Raw genomic sequence first — 18,056 nt, 5'->3', positions numbered from 1 at the left:
GCCTTTCTAACTTTCTTCTTACCTTACTATTTTACCGTTTTTAGAAAGCACTGTCAAAGTTTTTCTCAAGAAAATTTCACAAATTAAAAAAGAAAATCCCATAGGAATAAGGGATTTTCTCGTTAAGAATATTTTTTCACAAACTTTTTATCATTTGGATTTTGCTAAAGATTCAAATCTCTTCATAATCACAGTTAAACGCCAACGGTAGAGAGCCCCGCTCACGATTAGACTAATAATCAAACCGATCCAGTAAGAATAAGCTCCAAAATCTGTTAGGGAATCAAAGACCATAGCCACTGGGATTGCTACTCCCCAATAACCAACCAAACCAAGGTAAAAAGGAATAACGGTATCCTTATAGCCCCGTAAAATTCCCTGAAGCGGTGCCGCAAAGGTATCTGCTAACTGAAAGAAAAGACTATAAGTCAAAAAACGCGCTGTCAAATCGATAAATTCTGGGTCGTTACCATAAAGGTTGGCCACATTTCCCCTAAAAATGTAAAGAAAGGATAAGGTGAAGGCCGCAAAAATGAGGGCTGTCCATCTTCCTAGACCAATATAGGTTTTCGCATCATCAAATCGCTTGGCTCCCACTTCATAGGAAACAACAATAGCCATAGCAGATGAGATGCTCATAGGAAAGGCGTACATGAGAGTTGAAAAATTCATAGCTGACTGGTGACTAGCGATAATCAAGGATGAGAACTTAGCCATAATCAAGCCAACCACAGAAAAGATAGCCACTTCCGCGAAGACAGTCCCCCCTATAGGCAGACCTAAACGAACTCCTTCCTTGATTTTATCCATATTAAGCGGAATTCGTTTCTCAAGATGTAGGGCTTTGAGCTTCTCCTGTTTAAATAGAACCAGTACAGAAATTCCCAGTAAGACCCAGTAGGCCAAGGATGTTCCTAAACCAGCACCAGCACCTCCCAGTTCTGGAACACCAAAGGCCCCGTAAATCAAGAGATAGTTAAATCCGCTATTGAGAGGAAGTAACAAAAGCATGAGATACATAGACAGTTTGGTCAAGCCCAGAGAATCCAGCAAGGAACGAACGACACTAAAAAGCAACAGGGGGATAATTCCAATAGATAAAAACCAAAGATAGTGAACCGCTACTGCTGCCACTTGTGCCTCTAGTCCAATATGATTCAAGATTGGTGGTGCCAAGAAAAGTACCATCCCCAGCAAGACCACAGATAGACCCAAGGCCAAATAGATGAACTGGTAAAAATCAGACGCAACTTCTTCCTTTTTGCCTCGACCAAGATGGTGACCAATGATAGGCACCAGGGCTGACACAATACCTGTTAGAAAGGTAAAGAAAGGATTCCAGATACTGGTTGCCATAGACACACCAGCCAAGTCCATGGTATTGTATTGGCCAGTCATAGTCGTATCAACAAAGGATGCAGAATAATTGGCAAATTGATAAATCAGGATGGGGAAAAATATCTTTAAAAATAAGATAAACTTGTCTTTAAAATGATGGGTTTGGTACATATAGGCTCTCTATTCTTTTTGTTTACAGAGTAGACTCCCACCTAGTTTCGATAGACGATTTGTCCCTTACAGATGGTATATTTAACCTGCCCTTTTAAGGTTTCACCTATGAATGGTGAATTAGCTGCTTTGGAAGCAAAATGGGAGTCCACAAGGCGGTCAGCCTTAGCATCAAAAATAGTGATGTCCGCTGGACCATTCTCAGCCAAATAACCTGCTTCAAAATTGTAAAGCTTGGATGGGTTGTATGTCATTTTTTCAAGTAATTCCATCAAGCTTAACTCACCAGCTTCGACCAAATAAGTCAATCCGAGAGATAGAGATGTTTCTAAGCCAGTCATACCAGATGGCGCTTTGGTAATATCTTCGACTTTTTTTTCATCTGCATGATGAGGCGCGTGGTCAGTCGCGATAACTGTGATGACACCTGACTTGAGACCTTCAATCACGGCACGACGGTCTGATTCCAAACGAAGTGGCGGATTCATCTTAGCATTGCTTCCTTGTGTCAAAAGGAGCGCTTCTGTCTTAGAGAAATGCTGTGGCGCTACTTCTGCTGTGACTTGCGCGCCTAGCCCTTGAGCAAACTCAACTACTTTGACACTTTCTTCCTTAGACAAATGCTGAATATGGACATGAGCCTTAGTTGCATAGGCAATCATGACATCACGCGCCATCATAGCGTACTCAGCCACCCCAGTCGCACCGCAGATATGGAAATGTTCTTTAGCGATATTTTCATTAAAGCCAAGAACACCGTTCAAACCTGGATCTTCCTCATGAAGACTAATAAAGGTATTAAGCTTTTTAGCTTCCTCCATGGCTTCCTTGACAACTTTACTGCTCTCAAGCGGAATACCGTCATCAGAAAAACCAACAGCTCCAGCTTCTAAGAGTGCTTTAAAGTCAGTCAAATCTTGCCCATTAAAATTCTTAGTAATGGTCGCAACCGTCTTAACATTAATCTTCTCTTTGGCAGCTGACTGGAGAACTTCTTGCAAAGTCTCCACGTCTGAAATGGTTGGACTAGTATTAGCCATCATGACAACCGTGGTAAAACCACCTGCAGCGGCTGCTAGGGCACCAGTATGGATGTCTTCCTTGTGGGTCTGACCAGGTTCACGAAAATGAACATGGATATCAACCAAGCCAGGAGCAACTACAAGACCTGTGGCATCCAGGATTTCTGCGCCTTCTTCTTTAATTTCAGGCGCAATTTTGATAATCTTTCCATCTTCAACCAAGACATCACACACTTGATCCAAACCAGACTTGGGATCCATAACACGACCATTTTTGATTAGTAGCATCTGCTTTCTCCTTTATTCATAAAAATCAACTTGGGTATCCAACAATTTATCCCCATCATAAACAAACTTAGCTGAAAAGAAGGGTTTGTCCTCTAAAAGCCACTCAACAAAGGTATGGTCACCTTCCCAAGTCGGCTTGCTCAAAACCTCATCATAAGGAACCCATTCCAGCGTCCCCTCATTGCAGTCAATCAAATCCCCCTCGAACTCCGTCACCTTAAAAACATAGGTGTACCAGTCTAAATCTGGTGTAAATTCAGGAAAAGTGATGACACCTTTTAGAACTGGCTTGGCTTTGAGCCCTGTTTCCTCAAGGATTTCACGCACCGCGCATTCCTGAGGTGTCTCTCCTCGCTCTAGCTTACCACCCACACCAATCCATTTTCCTTCATGAACATCATTTGGCTTCTTATTACGGTGGAGCATAAGCAGTTCTTTCCCGTTATCAATGTAGCAAATCGTCGCTAACTGAGGCATATTTTCTCCTTATCTAAGCCAATCGATTGGCTCTTGTCCTGTTTCTTTTAAGAATGCATTGGCCTTGGAAAAAGGCTTGGAACCCCAAAATCCTCTATAAACTGACAAAGGACTGGGATGGGCTGATTCGATAATCAAGTGATGAGGATTGGTAACTAAGGCCTTCTTCTTGCGTGCATAAGCTCCCCAGAGTACAAAAACGACTTGTCTATCTAGATGATTGACCACCTGAATCACAGCATCCGTAAAAGGCTCCCATATCTGCCCAGCATGACCATTAGCCCGTCCAGCCGGAACTGTCAAACAAGCATTAAGAAGTAAGACTCCTTGCTCAGCCCAAGCTGTCAAATCATGAGATTTCTTAACCCCGATATCATCTGACAATTCTTTCAAGATATTTTGCAAGGATGGTGGAGCTGGGATAGAGTCCGGTACAGAAAAACTCAAGCCCTGCGCTTGACCTGGCCCGTGATAGGGATCTTGCCCTAGAATCACCACCTTAACTTCTTCAAGCGGTGTTGTCAAGAGAGCCTGAAAAACCTTTTCCTTGGGTGGATAAATAGTCCCCTGAGCATAGACCTGATTCATAAACTGATTGATTTTCCCGAAATAACCCTCAGGTAATTGCTCCTTAATCAAAGCATGCCAAGACGAGTGTTCCATAGCCGACTCCTTCGTTTTTACTGCCTCTATTATAGCAAAAAGTGGCTGTCTAAACCACTTTTTACAGTTTATCTAAACAATCCAGCAAGTCTCGGTAAGAATGGACTTCGTAGGTTGGCTGGGCTTGTGTGGGATTTTCGAGTTGATGAGGATTGTACCAAATAGTATCAATCCCAGCATTATTGCCACCTTGAATGTCGGCGGTTAGAGAGTCTCCAATCATCAGCGTCTTTTCTTTGCTAAAACCTGCAATCTGTTGACCAATTTTTTCATAAAAAAGAGCATCCGGCTTTTGTGTTTGCAGCTGTTCAGAGATAAAGACTTGATTGAAATAAGGTGCCAGACCAGATTGAGCCAAACGCCCTGTCTGAATGGCAGTAATGCCATTTGTCGCAGCATACAAGTCATAATCACGCTCGATGAGGCTGTCCAAGAGTTCATGAGCGCCAGAAATCGTTTGTCCCTGTTGGGCTAAGTAAAATTGGTAACGTTGGGCTAGAAAACTACCATCTTTCTCCAGTCCAAAATGAGAAAATAAACGAGAAAAGCGCGTGTTAACCAGCTCTTGTTTACTAATTTTCTTTTGCTCCAAATCCTTCCAGAGAGCCTTGTTCATGGGAACGTAAAAGTCTTTGTAGGCCTGAATATCTGCAACCCCTTCTTCTTTTAGAAGTTGCGTCAAAGCCACATCCTCAGCAGCATCAAAATCAAGAAGAGTGTGGTCAAGGTCGAAAAGTAGAAATTTGTAGGACAATTTGAGAGTTTTCCTTTCTAGGTACTTAATAGATTAGTTTATTTCTTCTTTTTCTTAGTTTTATTCATCAACATACCAACTACAACTGGAGTAACCACACTGCCAACTTGTCCAACAACTTTAAGTATCTTTTTTGCTTCATCTATTTTTTTGTTTCTACACGATTCGCACTTATTGTGCTTATAACTTGATGGTAAATCCCTAGTACATGTCTTGCATTTTTTTATTTCTTTCATTCTAGCACCTCTGTCTCAATAGAATCTGTTTTATTTGGCAATTTCATTATAGAAGTTTCAATTTTTGGCAATTCTTTTGTCCAGTAATTTGTAGGCGAAGGATCAAGTAAATCAAGTCTCTCTACTAATTCCTGAGAACTGAGATAAGTTTCGTTAATAAATTTCCCAAAGTAATCCAAACTTTTTTGAGCAGCTTTTTTCTCGCCCAACTCATTATAAGCTATTGCTGCTGATAGTGAAACGATATTTACAGCTGCTAATCCATCTCGAATCTCATTCATACGAGCTTCAATTTTATCTGGTTTATCCCCTTTTAATAACTTACCCCAAGTAGAATCTGGTTGTTCTTTGATAAAATTTACATTTGATTTTTGACTAAGCATTAAGAGATTTCTACTATCTTCTGCATCTGAAATAACTTGCAGTAACATCATTGTTCTAATATTTGGATCTGATATCTCTCTAGCTTGCAAGAGTTTCTGTTGACAACTATAGGCTATTGCAAGTCTATCTGACTCCTGTCCTTTTCTGACGTCCTCAATAGCATATTGTACATTTTGAATCTCCTCTGCAATCTGAGCCATTTGAATTTGTGACGAATAATCAGCTAACGCTTTATTTAATTCTGGTGTCAATTTAACAGATTTCAATGGTACATTTCCAATGACTTTATTAGTATTAGTATCTACTAATACCGCCAAGAGAGAGCCATCTTTCTTGGTCATTAATTTTAACACTCCTTGAGCAATTGCTTCCCGTTGTTCTGGAGAAAGAATTGCCTGAAAAACCTCTTCAGGTATACTAGATTGGACAACATTGATAAAGGCTGGAGCAGAATATAACATTTTTTCTACTTCAGATAAGATTTTATTAGCATTTTTGACTAAAGGTTTGGCTATTTCTGGTAACTTATTAAAAAAGCTGAGGGTTTTAGTTCATAGCCATCAATATCAAGAATATCGAAGTCATCTTCTCCAAAAAATAAAACTTCATCCATAAATTACTACCTCATTATGTTTAAATTATTAGAAATATTATACCATATTAAACAAAATTATGATTTTGATTTTTCTTTAATATTATTTATCCAATCATTTTTACTGGAATCTAACATAGAATAATACTATCCTATACAATTGACAGCTCAAATCTTTCAGAATAGAACAATCCTAACTATCGAATACTCTAACTTCATAAATATCTATGCAATTCTAAACCTAGAATTCCTATAAAATAGATGTTTTTGCACTATTCTAAGTCATTGATTGCTTTAAATTTTAATTTTTAAAGAATTCTAAAGCTAGAATAGTCCCATCCCAATCAGTTTTGATTGATTCACAATTTAGAAACTCTATGATTCTACTCCTTTTAAACAAAAAGGGACTGCATAAAGCAATCCTTTTCTGATTTTGAAATCATTTACTTATACTCTTCGAAAATCAAATTCAAACCACGTCAGCTTCACCTTGCCGTACTCAAGTACAGCCTGCGGCTAGCTTCCTAGTTTGCTCTTTAATTTTCATTGAGTATTAAACTTTGATAGTTGAGATAATCAATAACTCACCTATAAAAGAAATGATAGGATGATTCCTTATTTATTGATTTCAAGCTCCGACAACTGTGTTTGAATAACTGACAGTTCTGCACCAGCCTGAAGAAGAGCAGCTGCAGTATAGGCACCTTCTACAATTGGAACCCTATTGATCATGATACTTTTATCACTGAAATCAGCCACCATTTCTAAGTTCATTTTGGCAGAACCTAGGTCAAAAAAAGCTAATAAAGTATCTGCTGGATTTTCGGAAACAACCCTATCTACTTGATCAAAACTCGTTCCAATTCCTCCATCTTCGGTTCCTCCTACATAAGTAATTGGAACATCTTTAGCTACTTCACTAATCAGTTCAACAATACCTTCTGCAATGTGTTTGGAATGTGAAACGATAACAAGACCAATACTTCCCATTAAACCACCCCAGTTTCTAAAAGAGCAGTAAAGAGTAATCCTGATGAGAATGATCCAGGATCAATATGTCCAAGAGAACGTTCTCCTACATAAGATGCCCTTCCTTTAGTTGCAAGTAAATCTTTGGTAGCATTCACTACCTTATCAATAACCTCTTGAGTCAATTGACCAGCAGACAAAGCAACAATAACAGGAGTCCAAACATCAACCATTGTCTTTTCTCCAACTTCTGCTTTCCCACGTTTGATAATCATATCCAAACCACTTTGTAAGATTTCTTCTAATTTAGAATGAGAATCAGCCTTGGCCATGCCCATAAAAGCAGAGCCATACAAGGGACCAGAAGCACCGCCTACCTTACTCAGTAATTGCATTGAGACAAGTTTAAACACATCACTGCTGGTCTCAAATTGCTTTCCTTCTAAGTTTTCCATAACTGCAGCCATGCCACGTGCCATATTTCCACCGTGGTCTCCATCTCCTATTGGAGTGTCTAACTCACTAAGGTAATCTTTCTGTTCTTGAATCTTTTCATTAAAAAGCTTCATCCATTCAAGAGCTTGTTCAGCATTCATGAAACATTTCCTCCTTGAGTCTTACCAAGCTGGGGTAGTAACAGATGCATTTAGAGCATCCAACCACTCATCATCTGCCAATCGAATCAATGTTAATGACAAGCCAGCCATATCAATTGAGGTCATATAGTTTCCAATTTTCTTAAATGCCAACTCAACACCTTTTTCATGGAGTAATTTAGCAACATCATTTGCAAATACGTATTGTTCCATAAGAGGAGTGCTTCCTAAACCATTGATGAGAAGCCCATAGCGTTCACCAGCCTTAAGTTGGAAACCTTCAGATAATTTTTCAACCAATTCTGAGGCCAATTGTGCTGAAGGTTGCATTTTCTCTTTTTTATATCCTGGCTCACCATGAATACCAACTCCATATTCAAATTCATCATCTTCTAGAACAAATCCAGGTTTCCCAACTTCAGGAACGGTTGCTCCAGACAAGGCCAGCCCAATTGTCTTAATTTCTAAGACAAGTTTGTCAGCCAAGTCCTTCATTTCAGATAATGTTTTACCAGAACGAGCCGCATCACCCAAAATTTTATGGACTAATATAGTACCTGCGACACCTCGACGACCTTGGGTATAGAGACTATTTTCAACCGCAATATCATCATCGACTACAACACTTGCTACATCAATACCTTCCATTTCAGCAAGTTCTTGTGCAATTTCAAAATTCATGATGTCCCCAGAATAGTTCTTGATGACCATGAAAACTCCAGCACCTTCATCAGCCGCCTTGATGGCTTCTAAAATTTGGTCCGGAGTAGGTGAAGTGAAGACTGCTCCACAAATGGCAGCAGACAACATTCCATCTCCTACAAATCCAGCATGACTTGGTTCATGTCCTGAACCTCCACCTGAAATGAGTCCAACTTTTCCTGTCTTTTCTGCCTTTCTAACGATGACATCAAAACCATCTAAGCGTTGAACCAAGTCATCATGCATGAATGACAATCCCTGCAACATTTCATCAACAACTTGTGTCGGTTCATTTATAATTTTTTTCATGAGAAACTCCTTTCAACATGTACCTTTGTTTTCGCTTTCATTATATATTTTTTATTGCTGGATGATAAGGGACAGATTCTATTATTTGTCCCCTTTTAAACCCGTTTAAAACATTTTTTTGGTAAAATGAAGTAAGTAAAAGAAAGGCTTCCTATGGCATCATCATTTATTACAAAAAAACGGATTGCCAAGGCATTTAGAGACCTATTAGCTACTAGAGAATTTGATAAAATCTCTATTGTAGATATCATGGAATCAGCTGGCATTCGTAGACAGACCTTTTATAATCACTTTCTTGACAAATATGAACTGCTAGACTGGATATTTGAAAATGACTTAACCGAGTATATCACCAATAACTTGGACTTCATTTCAGGCCAAAAACTATTACAAGAATTATTTTTTTATTTCGAACAAGAGCGTGATTTTTATATTCAACTTTTTGATATTCAAGGGCAAAATAACTTCTATGACCACTTTATCAGCTACTGTCGCTTGCTTGTATCAAAAATTTTAAGAGAATATGGTCAGATTGATATCGATTCATCTGCTTATACTTGTTTTTTGTTAGACTATCATTCACACGCTCTAGCAGAAATCGTGAAAGCTTACGTCAATAAAAAAAGTCCAGTTCCACAACCAGACTTTCTAATCATGACAATTATTGGAAAGAGACCACAATGACATTTATTTCAAATCATAAACAGAAAATTATTTCAAGTTACATTTCGGCAACTGTCAGCAGTCATCCTGAATTAGAAAAACACCCTACTTTACCACTAGTCTATCAAAAAAATCGCAATCCTCATCAGGTTCCAATATTGTCGGGTGGAGGTTCCGGTCACGAACCTGCGCATATTGGATATGTGGGAGAAGGAATGCTTACCGCTGCTATCTATGGCCAATTATTTACTCCTCCTACAAGAACTGAAATCTTAGAGTCCATTCGTTTTTTAAACAATGGTCACGGTGTCTTCATCATTGTAAAAAATTTCGAAGCAGACATCAAAGAATTTAGCTCTGCCATTAACACTGCTAGAAAAGAAGGAATTAAAGTCGGCTATAGTCTAGCACACGACGATATTTCAATTGAACCTCACAATAGATTTCAAATTAGAGGGAGAGGGCTTGCAGGGACTATTTTACTTCATAAAGTTCTAGGATATGCAGCTCAAAATGGTGCCGACATCGAGCAACTAACTGATTTAGGTCATGAACTTGCTCCCGAAATCGCAACAATTGGCTTTGCAACGAAATCGGCTAGTCTCCCTCAAGCCACCCTTCCACTATTTAACTTGGAAGAAGGAAATATTTCTTATGGTATTGGGATACATGGCGAAGAAGGCTATCGTATCGTTCCATTTCAATCTTCGGAAATCCTTGCAAATGAAATTATAAGCAAATTAAGATTGCACTATCATTGGAAAAAGGGTGATCAATTTATATTGCTTGTAAATAATCTAGGTACTACTACCAACCTAGAAATGGGCGTATTTATCAATGATCTCCTTCAACTCTTAGAAATTGAAGGAGTCACTATTACCTTTATAAAATCAGGAACATTTATGACCAGTCTAGATATGGCTGGTATATCCGTAACTCTTTGCCCCGTAAAAAATAAACAGTGGTTAGAAGCGCTCAATGCTCCAACGACAGCTTTTGCATGGTAATTTAATTGTATAACTCAAAAGGGCTACATCACTTGATGGCCCTTTGTTTTTATCTTACGTTTAAAAGAACTCATTCTTGCCATTTCAAATAGGCCATCTATCCCTTACAATTCTTCCGATGAGCTTTGAGTTTTTTCATAGCCCAATCATAATGACTGGAGGTGTTACTGACAAAGTAGGAACCTAGACTTGTTCCGCCGGTCCACTTATAGACACCTTTGGTAAAGAGGTCGTCATTGCTAAAAACTTCTATCAATTCTAAAACCTCCCTATGTGATTGTTCTAGGAGTCTAGTCGCTTCTTCTAAGGAGGTTTTCTGGTGCTTCTTCCAAAAAGCGATATTCATTTCTCCATAAGTTTTCCAATTATAAGGTTCAGGTAGAAAAGGCCTTTCGTGACCTTCTTGATTAGAATGTACCCAAGTCAAAAGTAACTGATGCCATTCATAAAGATGGATCAGAACATCTCTTAGATTTTTATCCCTTTTCCAGTGAGCTTCTTTTTTCTTTGGGTCTCTTGAAAAATCAAATGGAGTCTGTAGCTCATCTTCACTTAGTTGGGAGATGAAACGATTGAGCTTTTCATAGTTTTCCTTAGAGGCCAGTACTAGCTCCTCTTTTGTTTTCGGTCTAGGCACAGAGTTCTCCCTTCATATTGTTAGTTATTATTAGAAATTTTTTATCCTTTAAATCTCTATAACTTATCCTTTAATTTCTCAACAAAGAGATAGGCTGCTGGACAGGTCAAAGTATTCTTAATCGTCAAATGGTTGATTTGATGGATCTTTTTGCGATCTGTATGGGGGAACTCTCGGCAGGCCTTTGGACGAACTTCATAGATGGAACAGAGGTTATCTCCTCCTAAAAAGGGACAGGGCATGGATTTAAAAACCTTATCGCCATCTTCATCTACCTGCAGAAACTCCGCTTCAAAAGCTGGTAATTTCATCTTAAAATACTTGGCAATTCGTGTAATATCCGCTTCTTTAAAGTCGGGTCCCAAAGTCTTACAACAGTTAGCACAGGCGGTGCAATCAATCTCCTCAAAAACTTCTTGGTGAATCTGCTGGGCTATCTTGTCTAGGTTTTTAGGAGGTTTTTTCTTTAAATTGGCTAAAACTTTACGGTGCTCCTTCTGCTTTTGTAAGGCCAGCTGGTGGTAATATTCAATATCAATTTCTTTAGACATGATTTCTCTCTTATTCTATTTGTTTCTCCTATTATATCATGCCTCTTCATCATTGAAAAGTGGAGTTTATTAGACTATACTTTCCCAAAATGCGTCAAAAAACCTTGCAACTAGGTTACAAGGTTAATGACATTAATCAAAGTTAACGTATTCTTTTTGAAGTTCAAGAACTTCTTCCATTGTTGAACACTCTGTAAGGGCACGGTTAGCGTACTCTTCCATCTTAGCAGTGTCCAATTTCTTCATCAAGCTACGTGTACGGAGGACTGATGTTGCTGACATAGAGAACTCCTCCAAGCCCATTCCGACAAGAAGTGGAACAGCTTTTTGATCACCAGCCATCTCACCACACATACCAGCCCATTTACCTTCAGCGTGAGCTGCCTTGATAACGTTGTTGATCAAGCGAAGGATTGATGGGTTATATGGTTGGTAAAGGTATGAAACTTGCTCGTTCATACGGTCTGCTGCCATTGAGTATTGGATCAAGTCGTTTGTACCAATTGACATGAAGTCTACTTCTTTAGCAAATTGGTCTGCAAGCATCGCTGCTGCAGGGATTTCAATCATGATACCAACTTGGATGTCATCCGCAACTGCAACACCTTCAGCAAGAAGGTTTGCTTTTTCTTCTTCATAAACTGCTTTAGCTGCACGGAATTCTTTCAAGAGGGCAACCATTGGGAACATGATACGCAATTGACCATGAACAGAAGCACGAAGAAGGGCACGGATTTGTGTACGGAACATTGCATCTCCAGTTTCAGAAATAGAGATACGAAGGGCACGGAATCCAAGGAATGGGTTCATTTCATGTGGCATATCGAAGTAAGGAAGTTCCTTATCTCCACCGATATCCATTGTACGAACAACTACTGGTTTACCATTCATTCCCTCAAGTACAGCCTTGTATGCTTCATACTGCTCATCTTCAGTTGGGAAGTCTTGAGAATCCATGTACAAGAACTCTGTACGGTAAAGTCCAACCGCTTCTGCACCGTTGTTGTTAACACCTTCCACGTCTTTTGGAGTACCGATGTTAGCAGCCAACTCGAAGTGTTTACCGTCAGCAGTCACTGTTTGAGCATCTTTCAAAAGTGCCCATTCAGCTTTTTGTTTAGCATAAGCTTCACCAGCTGCTTTAAATTCTGCCGCTTGTTCATCTGTTGGGTTGATAATGACTTCACCAGTAATTCCGTTAACGGCAAGGATATCACCGTCTTTCACTACTTCAGTGATGTTATTTGTTCCCAATACAGCTGCAATTTCAAGTGTACGTGCCATGATAGCTGAGTGGCTTGTACGTCCACCGATGTTTGTTACAAAAGCTTTTACAAAGTTTTTGTCCAATTGAGCTGTATCAGATGGTGTCAAGTCATGCGCAATGACGATTACTTCTTCATTGATAGAAGCTGGGTTTGGCAATTTCTTACCAAGAAGATTTGCCAATACACGTTTTGTCACGTCGCGGATATCCGCTGCACGTTCTTGCATATATGGGTTGTCTTCCATGCCTTCAAAGATAGTGATGAACATGTCAGTCACTTCTTTAAGACCTGCTTCAGCATTGACTTTCTTAGCACGGATTGTTTCTTTAATCTGACCAATCAATTCTGGGTCAGCAAGAACCATCAAATGAGCGTCAAAAACTTGAGCCGCTTCTTCACCAAGCGTACCTACAGCTTTCTCACGGATAAGAGAAAGCTCGTTTTGAGAAGCTTCAAGAGCTACATCCAAACGAGCCTCTTCTGCGTTTGTATCTTCGACTGAAACAGTCTCGAATGACAAATCCGGTTGAACGAGTAGATATGCTTTTGCAACTGCAACACCATCAGATGCTGCGATTCCTTTAAGCATTTCTGTCATTTTCCTTATGCCAATCCTTCTTTTTCCATTGTTTCTGAGATTGCAGCGATAGCGTCATCTGCATCTGCACCTTCAGCTGAGATAGTTACATCAGCACCTTGGCCAACACCAAGACTCATAACACCCATGATTGATTTAAGGTTAACTGATTTACCTTTGTACTCAAGAGTGATATCTGAAGCAAATTTGCTTGCAGTTTGTACCAACAATGTTGCTGGACGTGCGTGAATACCTGTTTCTGCCACTACGTGGAAATCTTTAGAAGCCATAGTTTGACTCTCCTTTTGTTCTTTCTTTTTTGAGTTATATGTGATAACCCTTACAATTTGGTATTATATCATCTTCTAGGATTTTTTTCAAGCATTTTATGGGATTTATTCGATTTCCTTTCAGATAACTTGCTGAAAATCTTCTATTCTAGATAACAAAACACAGGATATAGTTTTCCAAAAAACTACTTCTAGGATAATTATCACTATTTCATAAAACAAACACTACATATTGTGTTTTGCAACCTTTAGTAGAAAAATAGACCACTATATTTAGTTTCAAATCATTGACAAAAATTTATTTTCTGATATACTAAGAAAGTAATCTATTTTGAAAGAGGAGTTACACAATGGTAACCGTTTATTCTAAAAACAACTGTGTCCAATGTAAAATGACCAAACGTTTCTTGGACAGTAATAATGTCGCTTATCGTGAAATCAATCTTGATGAGCAACCTGAGTACATCGATCAAGTTAAAGAGCTCGGTTTCAGCGCAGCTCCTGTTATCCAAACACCAACTGAAGTCTTTTCAGGTTTCCAACCAGGAAAACTAAAACAATTAGCATAATCTTAGTACATCATCCAGAAGAAACTGCTTCTAGGGCTAACTTAGAAGCCTTTCTTTTATAATTAGATAAGGGAAATTTTATGGGATTAAAACATCTTGAGGACGTGACTTACTTCCGTCTCAATAACGAAATCAACCGTCCTGTCAATGGACAAATCATGCTTCATAAAGATAAGGAAGCCTTGGATGCTTTCTTTAAAGAAAATGTAGTTCCAAACACTATGGTTTTTGATTCAATCAAAGATAAAATCAACTACCTCATTGAACACAACTATATCGAAACAGCCTTTATCAAGAAATACCGTCCAGAATTCTTGGAAGAATTGTCTCAATTTATTAAAGAACAAAACTTCCAATTCAAGTCTTTCATGGCTGCCTATAAATTTTACAATCAATATGCTTTGAAAACCAACGACGGTGAATATTATCTTGAAAGCATGGAAGACCGTGTCTTCTTTAACGCCCTTTATTTCGCTGATGGCAATGAAGCTGTTGCCATCGATATTGCCAATGAAATCATCCACCAACGCTACCAACCTGCTACTCCTTCCTTCTTGAATGCTGGACGTGCTCGTCGTGGTGAATTGGTATCATGTTTCCTGATCCAAGTAACTGATGATATGAACTCTATCGGACGTTCTATCAACTCAGCTCTCCAACTTTCACGTATCGGTGGTGGCGTGGGAATTTCCCTCAGCAACCTTCGTGAAGCTGGTGCACCTATCAAAGGCTACGAAGGAGCCGCTTCTGGAGTCGTACCTGTTATGAAACTCTTCGAAGACAGCTTCTCTTATTCAAACCAATTGGGGCAACGTCAAGGTGCTGGTGTTGTCTACCTTAACGTCTTTCACCCAGATATTATCGCTTTCCTTTCAACTAAGAAAGAAAACGCCGATGAAAAAGTTCGTGTCAAGACCCTTTCACTTGGTGTTGTAGTACCAGATAAATTCTATGAATTAGCCCGTAAAAATGAAGAAATGTACCTCTTCAGCCCATATTCTGTAGAACTTGAATATGGTGTTCCTTTCAACTACATCGACATCACTGAAAAATACGATGAATTAGTCGCAAATCCAAACATCCGCAAGACAAAAATCAAGGCGCGCGATTTAGAAACGGAAATTTCTAAATTGCAACAAGAGTCTGGTTACCCTTATGTAGTCAACATTGATACGGCTAACCGTGCCAACCCAGTTGATGGTAAGATTATCATGAGTAACTTGTGTTCTGAGATTCTTCAAGTCCAAGAACCAAGCTTGATCAACGATGCTCAAGAATTCCTTCAAATGGGAACAGACGTTTCATGTAACCTTGGTTCAACTAACGTGGTCAACATGATGACTTCACCTGACTTTGGTCGTTCTATCCGTGCTATGGTTCGTGCCCTTACTTTCGTTACAGATAGTTCACACATCGTAGCTGTCCCTACTATCGACCATGGAAATAGCCAAGCTCATACCTTTGGTCTCGGTGCAATGGGACTTCACAGCTACCTTGCCCAACAACTGATTGAGTATGGATCACCTGAGTCTGTTGAGTTTACAAGCATCTACTTTATGCTTATGAACTACTGGACCTTGGTTGAGTCAAACAATATCGCGCGAGAACGTGGTATCACCTTCCACAACTTTGAAAAATCAGACTATGCTAACGGAAGCTACTTTGACAAGTATGTAACTGGCGAGTTTGTTCCAAAATCAAACCGTGTTAAGGAACTCTTCAAAGATGTCTTTATCCCAAGTGCTGCTGATTGGGCTGAACTTCGCGACAAGGTTCAAGCAGATGGTCTTTACCACCAAAACCGCCTTGCTGTAGCGCCAAATGGTTCTATCAGTTACATCAACGACGTTTCTGCTTCTATCCACCCGATTACGCAACGTATCGAAGAACGTCAAGAAAAGAAAATCGGTAAAATCTACTATCCTGCTGCTGGCTTGTCAACAGAAACCATTCCTTACTACACTTCTGCCTACGACATGGATATGCGTAAGGTGATTGATGTCTATGCTGCCGCAACTGAGCACGTGGACCAAGGACTTTCACTCACTCTCTTCATGCGTAGTGACATTCCAAAAGGTCTTTACGAATGGAAGAAGGAAAATAAGCAAACGACACGTGACTTGTCTATCCTTCGTAACTATGCCTTTAACAAGGGAATCAAGTCTATCTACTACGTCCGTACCTTTACAGATGATGGTGGAGAAGTCGGTGCCAACCAATGTGAAAGCTGTGTGATTTAATCTTTGCTTGAGGAAACTACTTTTTCTCAAATTAGTGATTCATTCACCCTGCTAAACTAAACTGGAATAAGCACCTATACTATGGAAAAACACAAAAGTCGGACTTCCGACTTTTTGTGCGAAACTACTCTAGGATTATGATAAAATAGAGATAATTGTGAGTTCGCAATACTAAACACAGAAAGAGATTTCAAATGGAAACTTACTACAAAGCCATTAACTGGAATGCCATCGAAGATGTCATCGATAAATCAACTTGGGAAAAACTGACGGAGCAGTTCTGGCTCGATACACGTATTCCTTTGTCAAATGACTTGGATGACTGGAGAAAGCTATCAAATGTAGAAAAAGACTTGGTAGGAAAAGTCTTTGGTGGTTTAACCCTTCTCGACACTATGCAATCTGAAACTGGGGTTCAAGCCCTTCGCGCGGACATCCGTACACCACATGAGGAAGCTGTTTTCAATAACATCCAATTTATGGAATCTGTTCACGCTAAATCTTACTCATCAATCTTCTCTACCTTGAATACTAAGGCTGAGATTGAAGAAATTTTCGAATGGACCAATACCAATCCTTACCTACAAAAGAAGGCAGAGATTGTCAACGAAATCTACCTAAACGGTAGCCCACTTGAAAAGAAAGTTGCTAGTGTCTTCCTTGAAACCTTCCTCTTCTACTCAGGTTTCTTCACTCCCCTCTACTATCTCGGTAACAACAAACTGGCCAACGTCGCTGAAATCATTAAATTGATTATTCGTGATGAATCTGTTCACGGAACCTACATTGGTTATAAATTCCAACTTGGTTTCAATGAATTACCTGAAGAAGAGCAAGAAAAACTCAAAGAATGGATGTACGATCTGCTATACACTCTCTACGAGAATGAAGAAGGTTATACAGAGAGCCTCTATGACGGTGTTGGTTGGACTGAAGAAGTCAAAACCTTCCTTCGCTACAATGCTAACAAGGCACTCATGAACCTGGGACAAGATCCACTCTTCCCAGATTCAGCTGATGATGTCAACCCAATCGTTATGAACGGTATTTCAACAGGAACTTCTAACCACGACTTCTTCTCTCAAGTCGGAAATGGTTACCTTCTTGGTGAAGTTGAAGCTATGCAAGACGATGACTACAACTACGGTTTGGACTAATTCAATTATCCCAGAACTGATAACAAATATCATGGCTTGTTTAAAAGGCTCTTTGTCAACTGTAGTGGGTTGAAGAAAAGCTAAAATCTAGAAAGGACACATTTCGTCCTTTCTTTTTTGATATTGAGAGCGATAAAAATCCGTTTTTTGAAGTTTTCAAAGTTCCGAAAACCGAAGGCATTTCGTTTGATAAGTTTGATGAGATTATTAGTCGCTTCTAATTTGGCGTTGGAGTAGGGTAGTTGAAGGGCGTTGACAATCTTTTCTTTGTCCTTTAGGAAGGTTTTAAAGACAGTCTGAAAAAGAGGATGAACCTGCCTAAGATTGTCCTCAATAAGTCCGAAGAATTTGTCTGGCTCCTTGTTCTGAAAGTGAAAAAGTAAGAGTTGATAGAGATGATAGTGGTGTTTCAACTCTTCTGAATAGCTCAAAAGCTTGTCTAGAATCTCTTTATTCGTTAAGTGCATACGAAAAGTAGGGCGATAAAAACGTTTATCACTGAGTTTACGACTATCCTGCTGGATGAGCTTCCAGTAGCGCTTGATGTCCTTGTATTCATGGGATTTTCGCTCAAATTGATTCATGATTTGGACACG

General features: G+C 39.4%; 20 protein-coding genes. 5 read left to right on the top strand and 15 right to left on the bottom strand.

All coding sequences use genetic code 11. The features are described 5' to 3' along the window. Positions 1 to 150 precede the first annotated feature (150 nt). The 10 genes from pdrM to dhaK form a co-directional block, all read right to left on the bottom strand. The gene (gene pdrM / locus M1F55_RS01455; protein WP_247947121.1) at positions 151 to 1,509 is read right to left on the bottom strand and encodes an MATE family efflux transporter; all 1,359 of its coding nucleotides are present in this window, start codon (positions 1,507 to 1,509) and stop codon (positions 151 to 153) included. A 41-nt stretch (positions 1,510 to 1,550) separates the two neighbouring features. Beyond that, positions 1,551 to 2,819, bottom strand: a complete 1,269-nt coding sequence (locus tag M1F55_RS01450; protein ID WP_049499932.1) for a dihydroorotase — start codon at positions 2,817 to 2,819, stop codon at positions 1,551 to 1,553. 12 nt (positions 2,820 to 2,831) lie between these two features. Beyond that, complete coding sequence (locus tag M1F55_RS01445) at positions 2,832 to 3,296, bottom strand: NUDIX hydrolase (protein ID WP_001135783.1); 465 nt, start codon at positions 3,294 to 3,296, stop codon at positions 2,832 to 2,834. Positions 3,297 to 3,305: 9 nt separating this feature from the next. Then, on the bottom strand, positions 3,306 to 3,959 hold the full coding sequence (locus M1F55_RS01440; RefSeq protein WP_000401338.1) for a uracil-DNA glycosylase: 654 nt from the start codon (positions 3,957 to 3,959) through the stop codon (positions 3,306 to 3,308). 61 nt (positions 3,960 to 4,020) lie between these two features. Next, positions 4,021 to 4,713 (bottom strand): pyrimidine 5'-nucleotidase PynA, encoded by a 693-nt coding sequence (gene pynA, locus M1F55_RS01435; protein WP_023948175.1) that lies wholly within the window; start codon positions 4,711 to 4,713, stop codon positions 4,021 to 4,023. Positions 4,714 to 4,751: 38 nt separating this feature from the next. Continuing rightward, positions 4,752 to 4,949, bottom strand: a complete 198-nt coding sequence (locus M1F55_RS01430) for a hypothetical protein (RefSeq protein WP_000658758.1) — start codon at positions 4,947 to 4,949, stop codon at positions 4,752 to 4,754. Next, the gene (locus M1F55_RS01425; RefSeq protein WP_239682017.1) at positions 4,946 to 5,794 is read right to left on the bottom strand and encodes a hypothetical protein; all 849 of its coding nucleotides are present in this window, start codon (positions 5,792 to 5,794) and stop codon (positions 4,946 to 4,948) included. The genes M1F55_RS01430 and M1F55_RS01425 overlap by 4 nt, the downstream gene beginning before the upstream one ends. A gap of 746 nt (positions 5,795 to 6,540) precedes the next feature. Further along, the gene (dhaM, locus tag M1F55_RS01420; RefSeq protein ID WP_247947120.1) at positions 6,541 to 6,915 is read right to left on the bottom strand and encodes a dihydroxyacetone kinase phosphoryl donor subunit DhaM; all 375 of its coding nucleotides are present in this window, start codon (positions 6,913 to 6,915) and stop codon (positions 6,541 to 6,543) included. Further along, positions 6,915 to 7,490 carry a dihydroxyacetone kinase subunit DhaL gene (gene dhaL / locus M1F55_RS01415; protein ID WP_247947119.1) on the bottom strand — a complete coding sequence of 192 codons (576 nt, stop codon included), beginning with the start codon at positions 7,488 to 7,490 and terminating at the stop codon, positions 6,915 to 6,917. The genes dhaM and dhaL overlap by 1 nt, the downstream gene beginning before the upstream one ends. A 21-nt stretch (positions 7,491 to 7,511) precedes the next feature. Next, positions 7,512 to 8,501, bottom strand: coding sequence for a dihydroxyacetone kinase subunit DhaK (dhaK, locus tag M1F55_RS01410; RefSeq protein ID WP_049502540.1), 990 nt, complete (start codon positions 8,499 to 8,501; stop codon positions 7,512 to 7,514). Between the two features lie 153 nt (positions 8,502 to 8,654). On the opposite strand from dhaK, the gene dhaS reads away from it, so the two are divergent. Next, positions 8,655 to 9,185, top strand: coding sequence for a dihydroxyacetone kinase transcriptional activator DhaS (gene dhaS / locus M1F55_RS01405; protein WP_004254485.1), 531 nt, complete (start codon positions 8,655 to 8,657; stop codon positions 9,183 to 9,185). Further along, on the top strand, positions 9,182 to 10,171 hold the full coding sequence (gene dhaQ / locus M1F55_RS01400; RefSeq protein WP_247947118.1) for a DhaKLM operon coactivator DhaQ: 990 nt from the start codon (positions 9,182 to 9,184) through the stop codon (positions 10,169 to 10,171). The genes dhaS and dhaQ overlap by 4 nt, the downstream gene beginning before the upstream one ends. A gap of 97 nt (positions 10,172 to 10,268) precedes the next feature. Here dhaQ and M1F55_RS01395 read toward each other — a convergent pair whose 3' ends face one another. The 4 genes from M1F55_RS01395 to M1F55_RS01380 all read right to left on the bottom strand — a co-directional run bounded on the left by M1F55_RS01395 (position 10,269) and on the right by M1F55_RS01380 (position 13,494). Beyond that, positions 10,269 to 10,808 (bottom strand): ClbS/DfsB family four-helix bundle protein, encoded by a 540-nt coding sequence (locus M1F55_RS01395; protein ID WP_247947117.1) that lies wholly within the window; start codon positions 10,806 to 10,808, stop codon positions 10,269 to 10,271. A gap of 56 nt (positions 10,809 to 10,864) precedes the next feature. After that, positions 10,865 to 11,359, bottom strand: a complete 495-nt coding sequence (locus M1F55_RS01390; RefSeq protein WP_084949820.1) for a YkgJ family cysteine cluster protein — start codon at positions 11,357 to 11,359, stop codon at positions 10,865 to 10,867. Positions 11,360 to 11,491: 132 nt separating this feature from the next. Further along, positions 11,492 to 13,225: a phosphoenolpyruvate--protein phosphotransferase gene (gene ptsP / locus M1F55_RS01385; protein WP_247947116.1), complete on the bottom strand. Its 1,734-nt coding sequence runs from the start codon at positions 13,223 to 13,225 to the stop codon at positions 11,492 to 11,494. A 5-nt stretch (positions 13,226 to 13,230) separates the two neighbouring features. Continuing rightward, positions 13,231 to 13,494, bottom strand: a complete 264-nt coding sequence (locus tag M1F55_RS01380; RefSeq protein WP_000146947.1) for a phosphocarrier protein HPr — start codon at positions 13,492 to 13,494, stop codon at positions 13,231 to 13,233. 350 nt (positions 13,495 to 13,844) lie between these two features. Between M1F55_RS01380 and nrdH the strand changes: the two genes are divergently transcribed. The 3 genes from nrdH (at position 13,845) to nrdF (ending at position 17,460) form a co-directional block, all read left to right on the top strand. Continuing rightward, positions 13,845 to 14,063, top strand: coding sequence for a glutaredoxin-like protein NrdH (gene nrdH / locus M1F55_RS01375; RefSeq protein WP_000259240.1), 219 nt, complete (start codon positions 13,845 to 13,847; stop codon positions 14,061 to 14,063). A gap of 80 nt (positions 14,064 to 14,143) precedes the next feature. After that, complete coding sequence (gene nrdE, locus M1F55_RS01370) at positions 14,144 to 16,303, top strand: class 1b ribonucleoside-diphosphate reductase subunit alpha (RefSeq protein ID WP_247947115.1); 2,160 nt, start codon at positions 14,144 to 14,146, stop codon at positions 16,301 to 16,303. 194 nt (positions 16,304 to 16,497) lie between these two features. After that, positions 16,498 to 17,460 (top strand): class 1b ribonucleoside-diphosphate reductase subunit beta, encoded by a 963-nt coding sequence (gene nrdF, locus M1F55_RS01365; RefSeq protein ID WP_000451386.1) that lies wholly within the window; start codon positions 16,498 to 16,500, stop codon positions 17,458 to 17,460. A gap of 80 nt (positions 17,461 to 17,540) precedes the next feature. Here the strand turns inward: nrdF and M1F55_RS01360 are convergent. Continuing rightward, positions 17,541 to 18,056 (bottom strand): transposase (locus M1F55_RS01360; protein WP_247947114.1); only part of this gene is annotated, 516 nt, incomplete at its 5' end.

Source organism: Streptococcus mitis (assembly GCF_023109235.1).
Classification (GTDB): Bacteria; Bacillota; Bacilli; order Lactobacillales; family Streptococcaceae; genus Streptococcus; species Streptococcus mitis_DA.
This window is presented reverse-complemented; position numbering and strand designations above follow the sequence as displayed.

What these genes read in the sequence shown, in the direction of transcription:
- nrdH (WP_000259240.1), top strand. Translation starts at nt 13,845, where the DNA reads ATGGTAACCGTTTATTCTAAAAACAACTGTGTCCAATGTAAAATGACC.
- M1F55_RS01450 (WP_049499932.1), bottom strand. Translation starts at nt 2,819, where the DNA reads ATGCTACTAATCAAAAATGGTCGTGTTATGGATCCCAAGTCTGGTTTG.
- M1F55_RS01425 (WP_239682017.1), bottom strand. Translation starts at nt 5,794, where the DNA reads ATGTTATATTCTGCTCCAGCCTTTATCAATGTTGTCCAATCTAGTATA.
- dhaL (WP_247947119.1), bottom strand. Translation starts at nt 7,490, where the DNA reads ATGAATGCTGAACAAGCTCTTGAATGGATGAAGCTTTTTAATGAAAAG.
- dhaS (WP_004254485.1), top strand. Translation starts at nt 8,655, where the DNA reads ATGGCATCATCATTTATTACAAAAAAACGGATTGCCAAGGCATTTAGA.
- M1F55_RS01390 (WP_084949820.1), bottom strand. Translation starts at nt 11,359, where the DNA reads ATGTCTAAAGAAATTGATATTGAATATTACCACCAGCTGGCCTTACAA.
- M1F55_RS01440 (WP_000401338.1), bottom strand. Translation starts at nt 3,959, where the DNA reads ATGGAACACTCGTCTTGGCATGCTTTGATTAAGGAGCAATTACCTGAG.
- nrdF (WP_000451386.1), top strand. Translation starts at nt 16,498, where the DNA reads ATGGAAACTTACTACAAAGCCATTAACTGGAATGCCATCGAAGATGTC.
- dhaK (WP_049502540.1), bottom strand. Translation starts at nt 8,501, where the DNA reads ATGAAAAAAATTATAAATGAACCGACACAAGTTGTTGATGAAATGTTG.
- dhaQ (WP_247947118.1), top strand. Translation starts at nt 9,182, where the DNA reads ATGACATTTATTTCAAATCATAAACAGAAAATTATTTCAAGTTACATT.
- pdrM (WP_247947121.1), bottom strand. Translation starts at nt 1,509, where the DNA reads ATGTACCAAACCCATCATTTTAAAGACAAGTTTATCTTATTTTTAAAG.
- ptsP (WP_247947116.1), bottom strand. Translation starts at nt 13,225, where the DNA reads ATGACAGAAATGCTTAAAGGAATCGCAGCATCTGATGGTGTTGCAGTT.
- M1F55_RS01445 (WP_001135783.1), bottom strand. Translation starts at nt 3,296, where the DNA reads ATGCCTCAGTTAGCGACGATTTGCTACATTGATAACGGGAAAGAACTG.
- M1F55_RS01380 (WP_000146947.1), bottom strand. Translation starts at nt 13,494, where the DNA reads ATGGCTTCTAAAGATTTCCACGTAGTGGCAGAAACAGGTATTCACGCA.
- nrdE (WP_247947115.1), top strand. Translation starts at nt 14,144, where the DNA reads ATGGGATTAAAACATCTTGAGGACGTGACTTACTTCCGTCTCAATAAC.
- M1F55_RS01430 (WP_000658758.1), bottom strand. Translation starts at nt 4,949, where the DNA reads ATGAAAGAAATAAAAAAATGCAAGACATGTACTAGGGATTTACCATCA.
- dhaM (WP_247947120.1), bottom strand. Translation starts at nt 6,915, where the DNA reads ATGGGAAGTATTGGTCTTGTTATCGTTTCACATTCCAAACACATTGCA.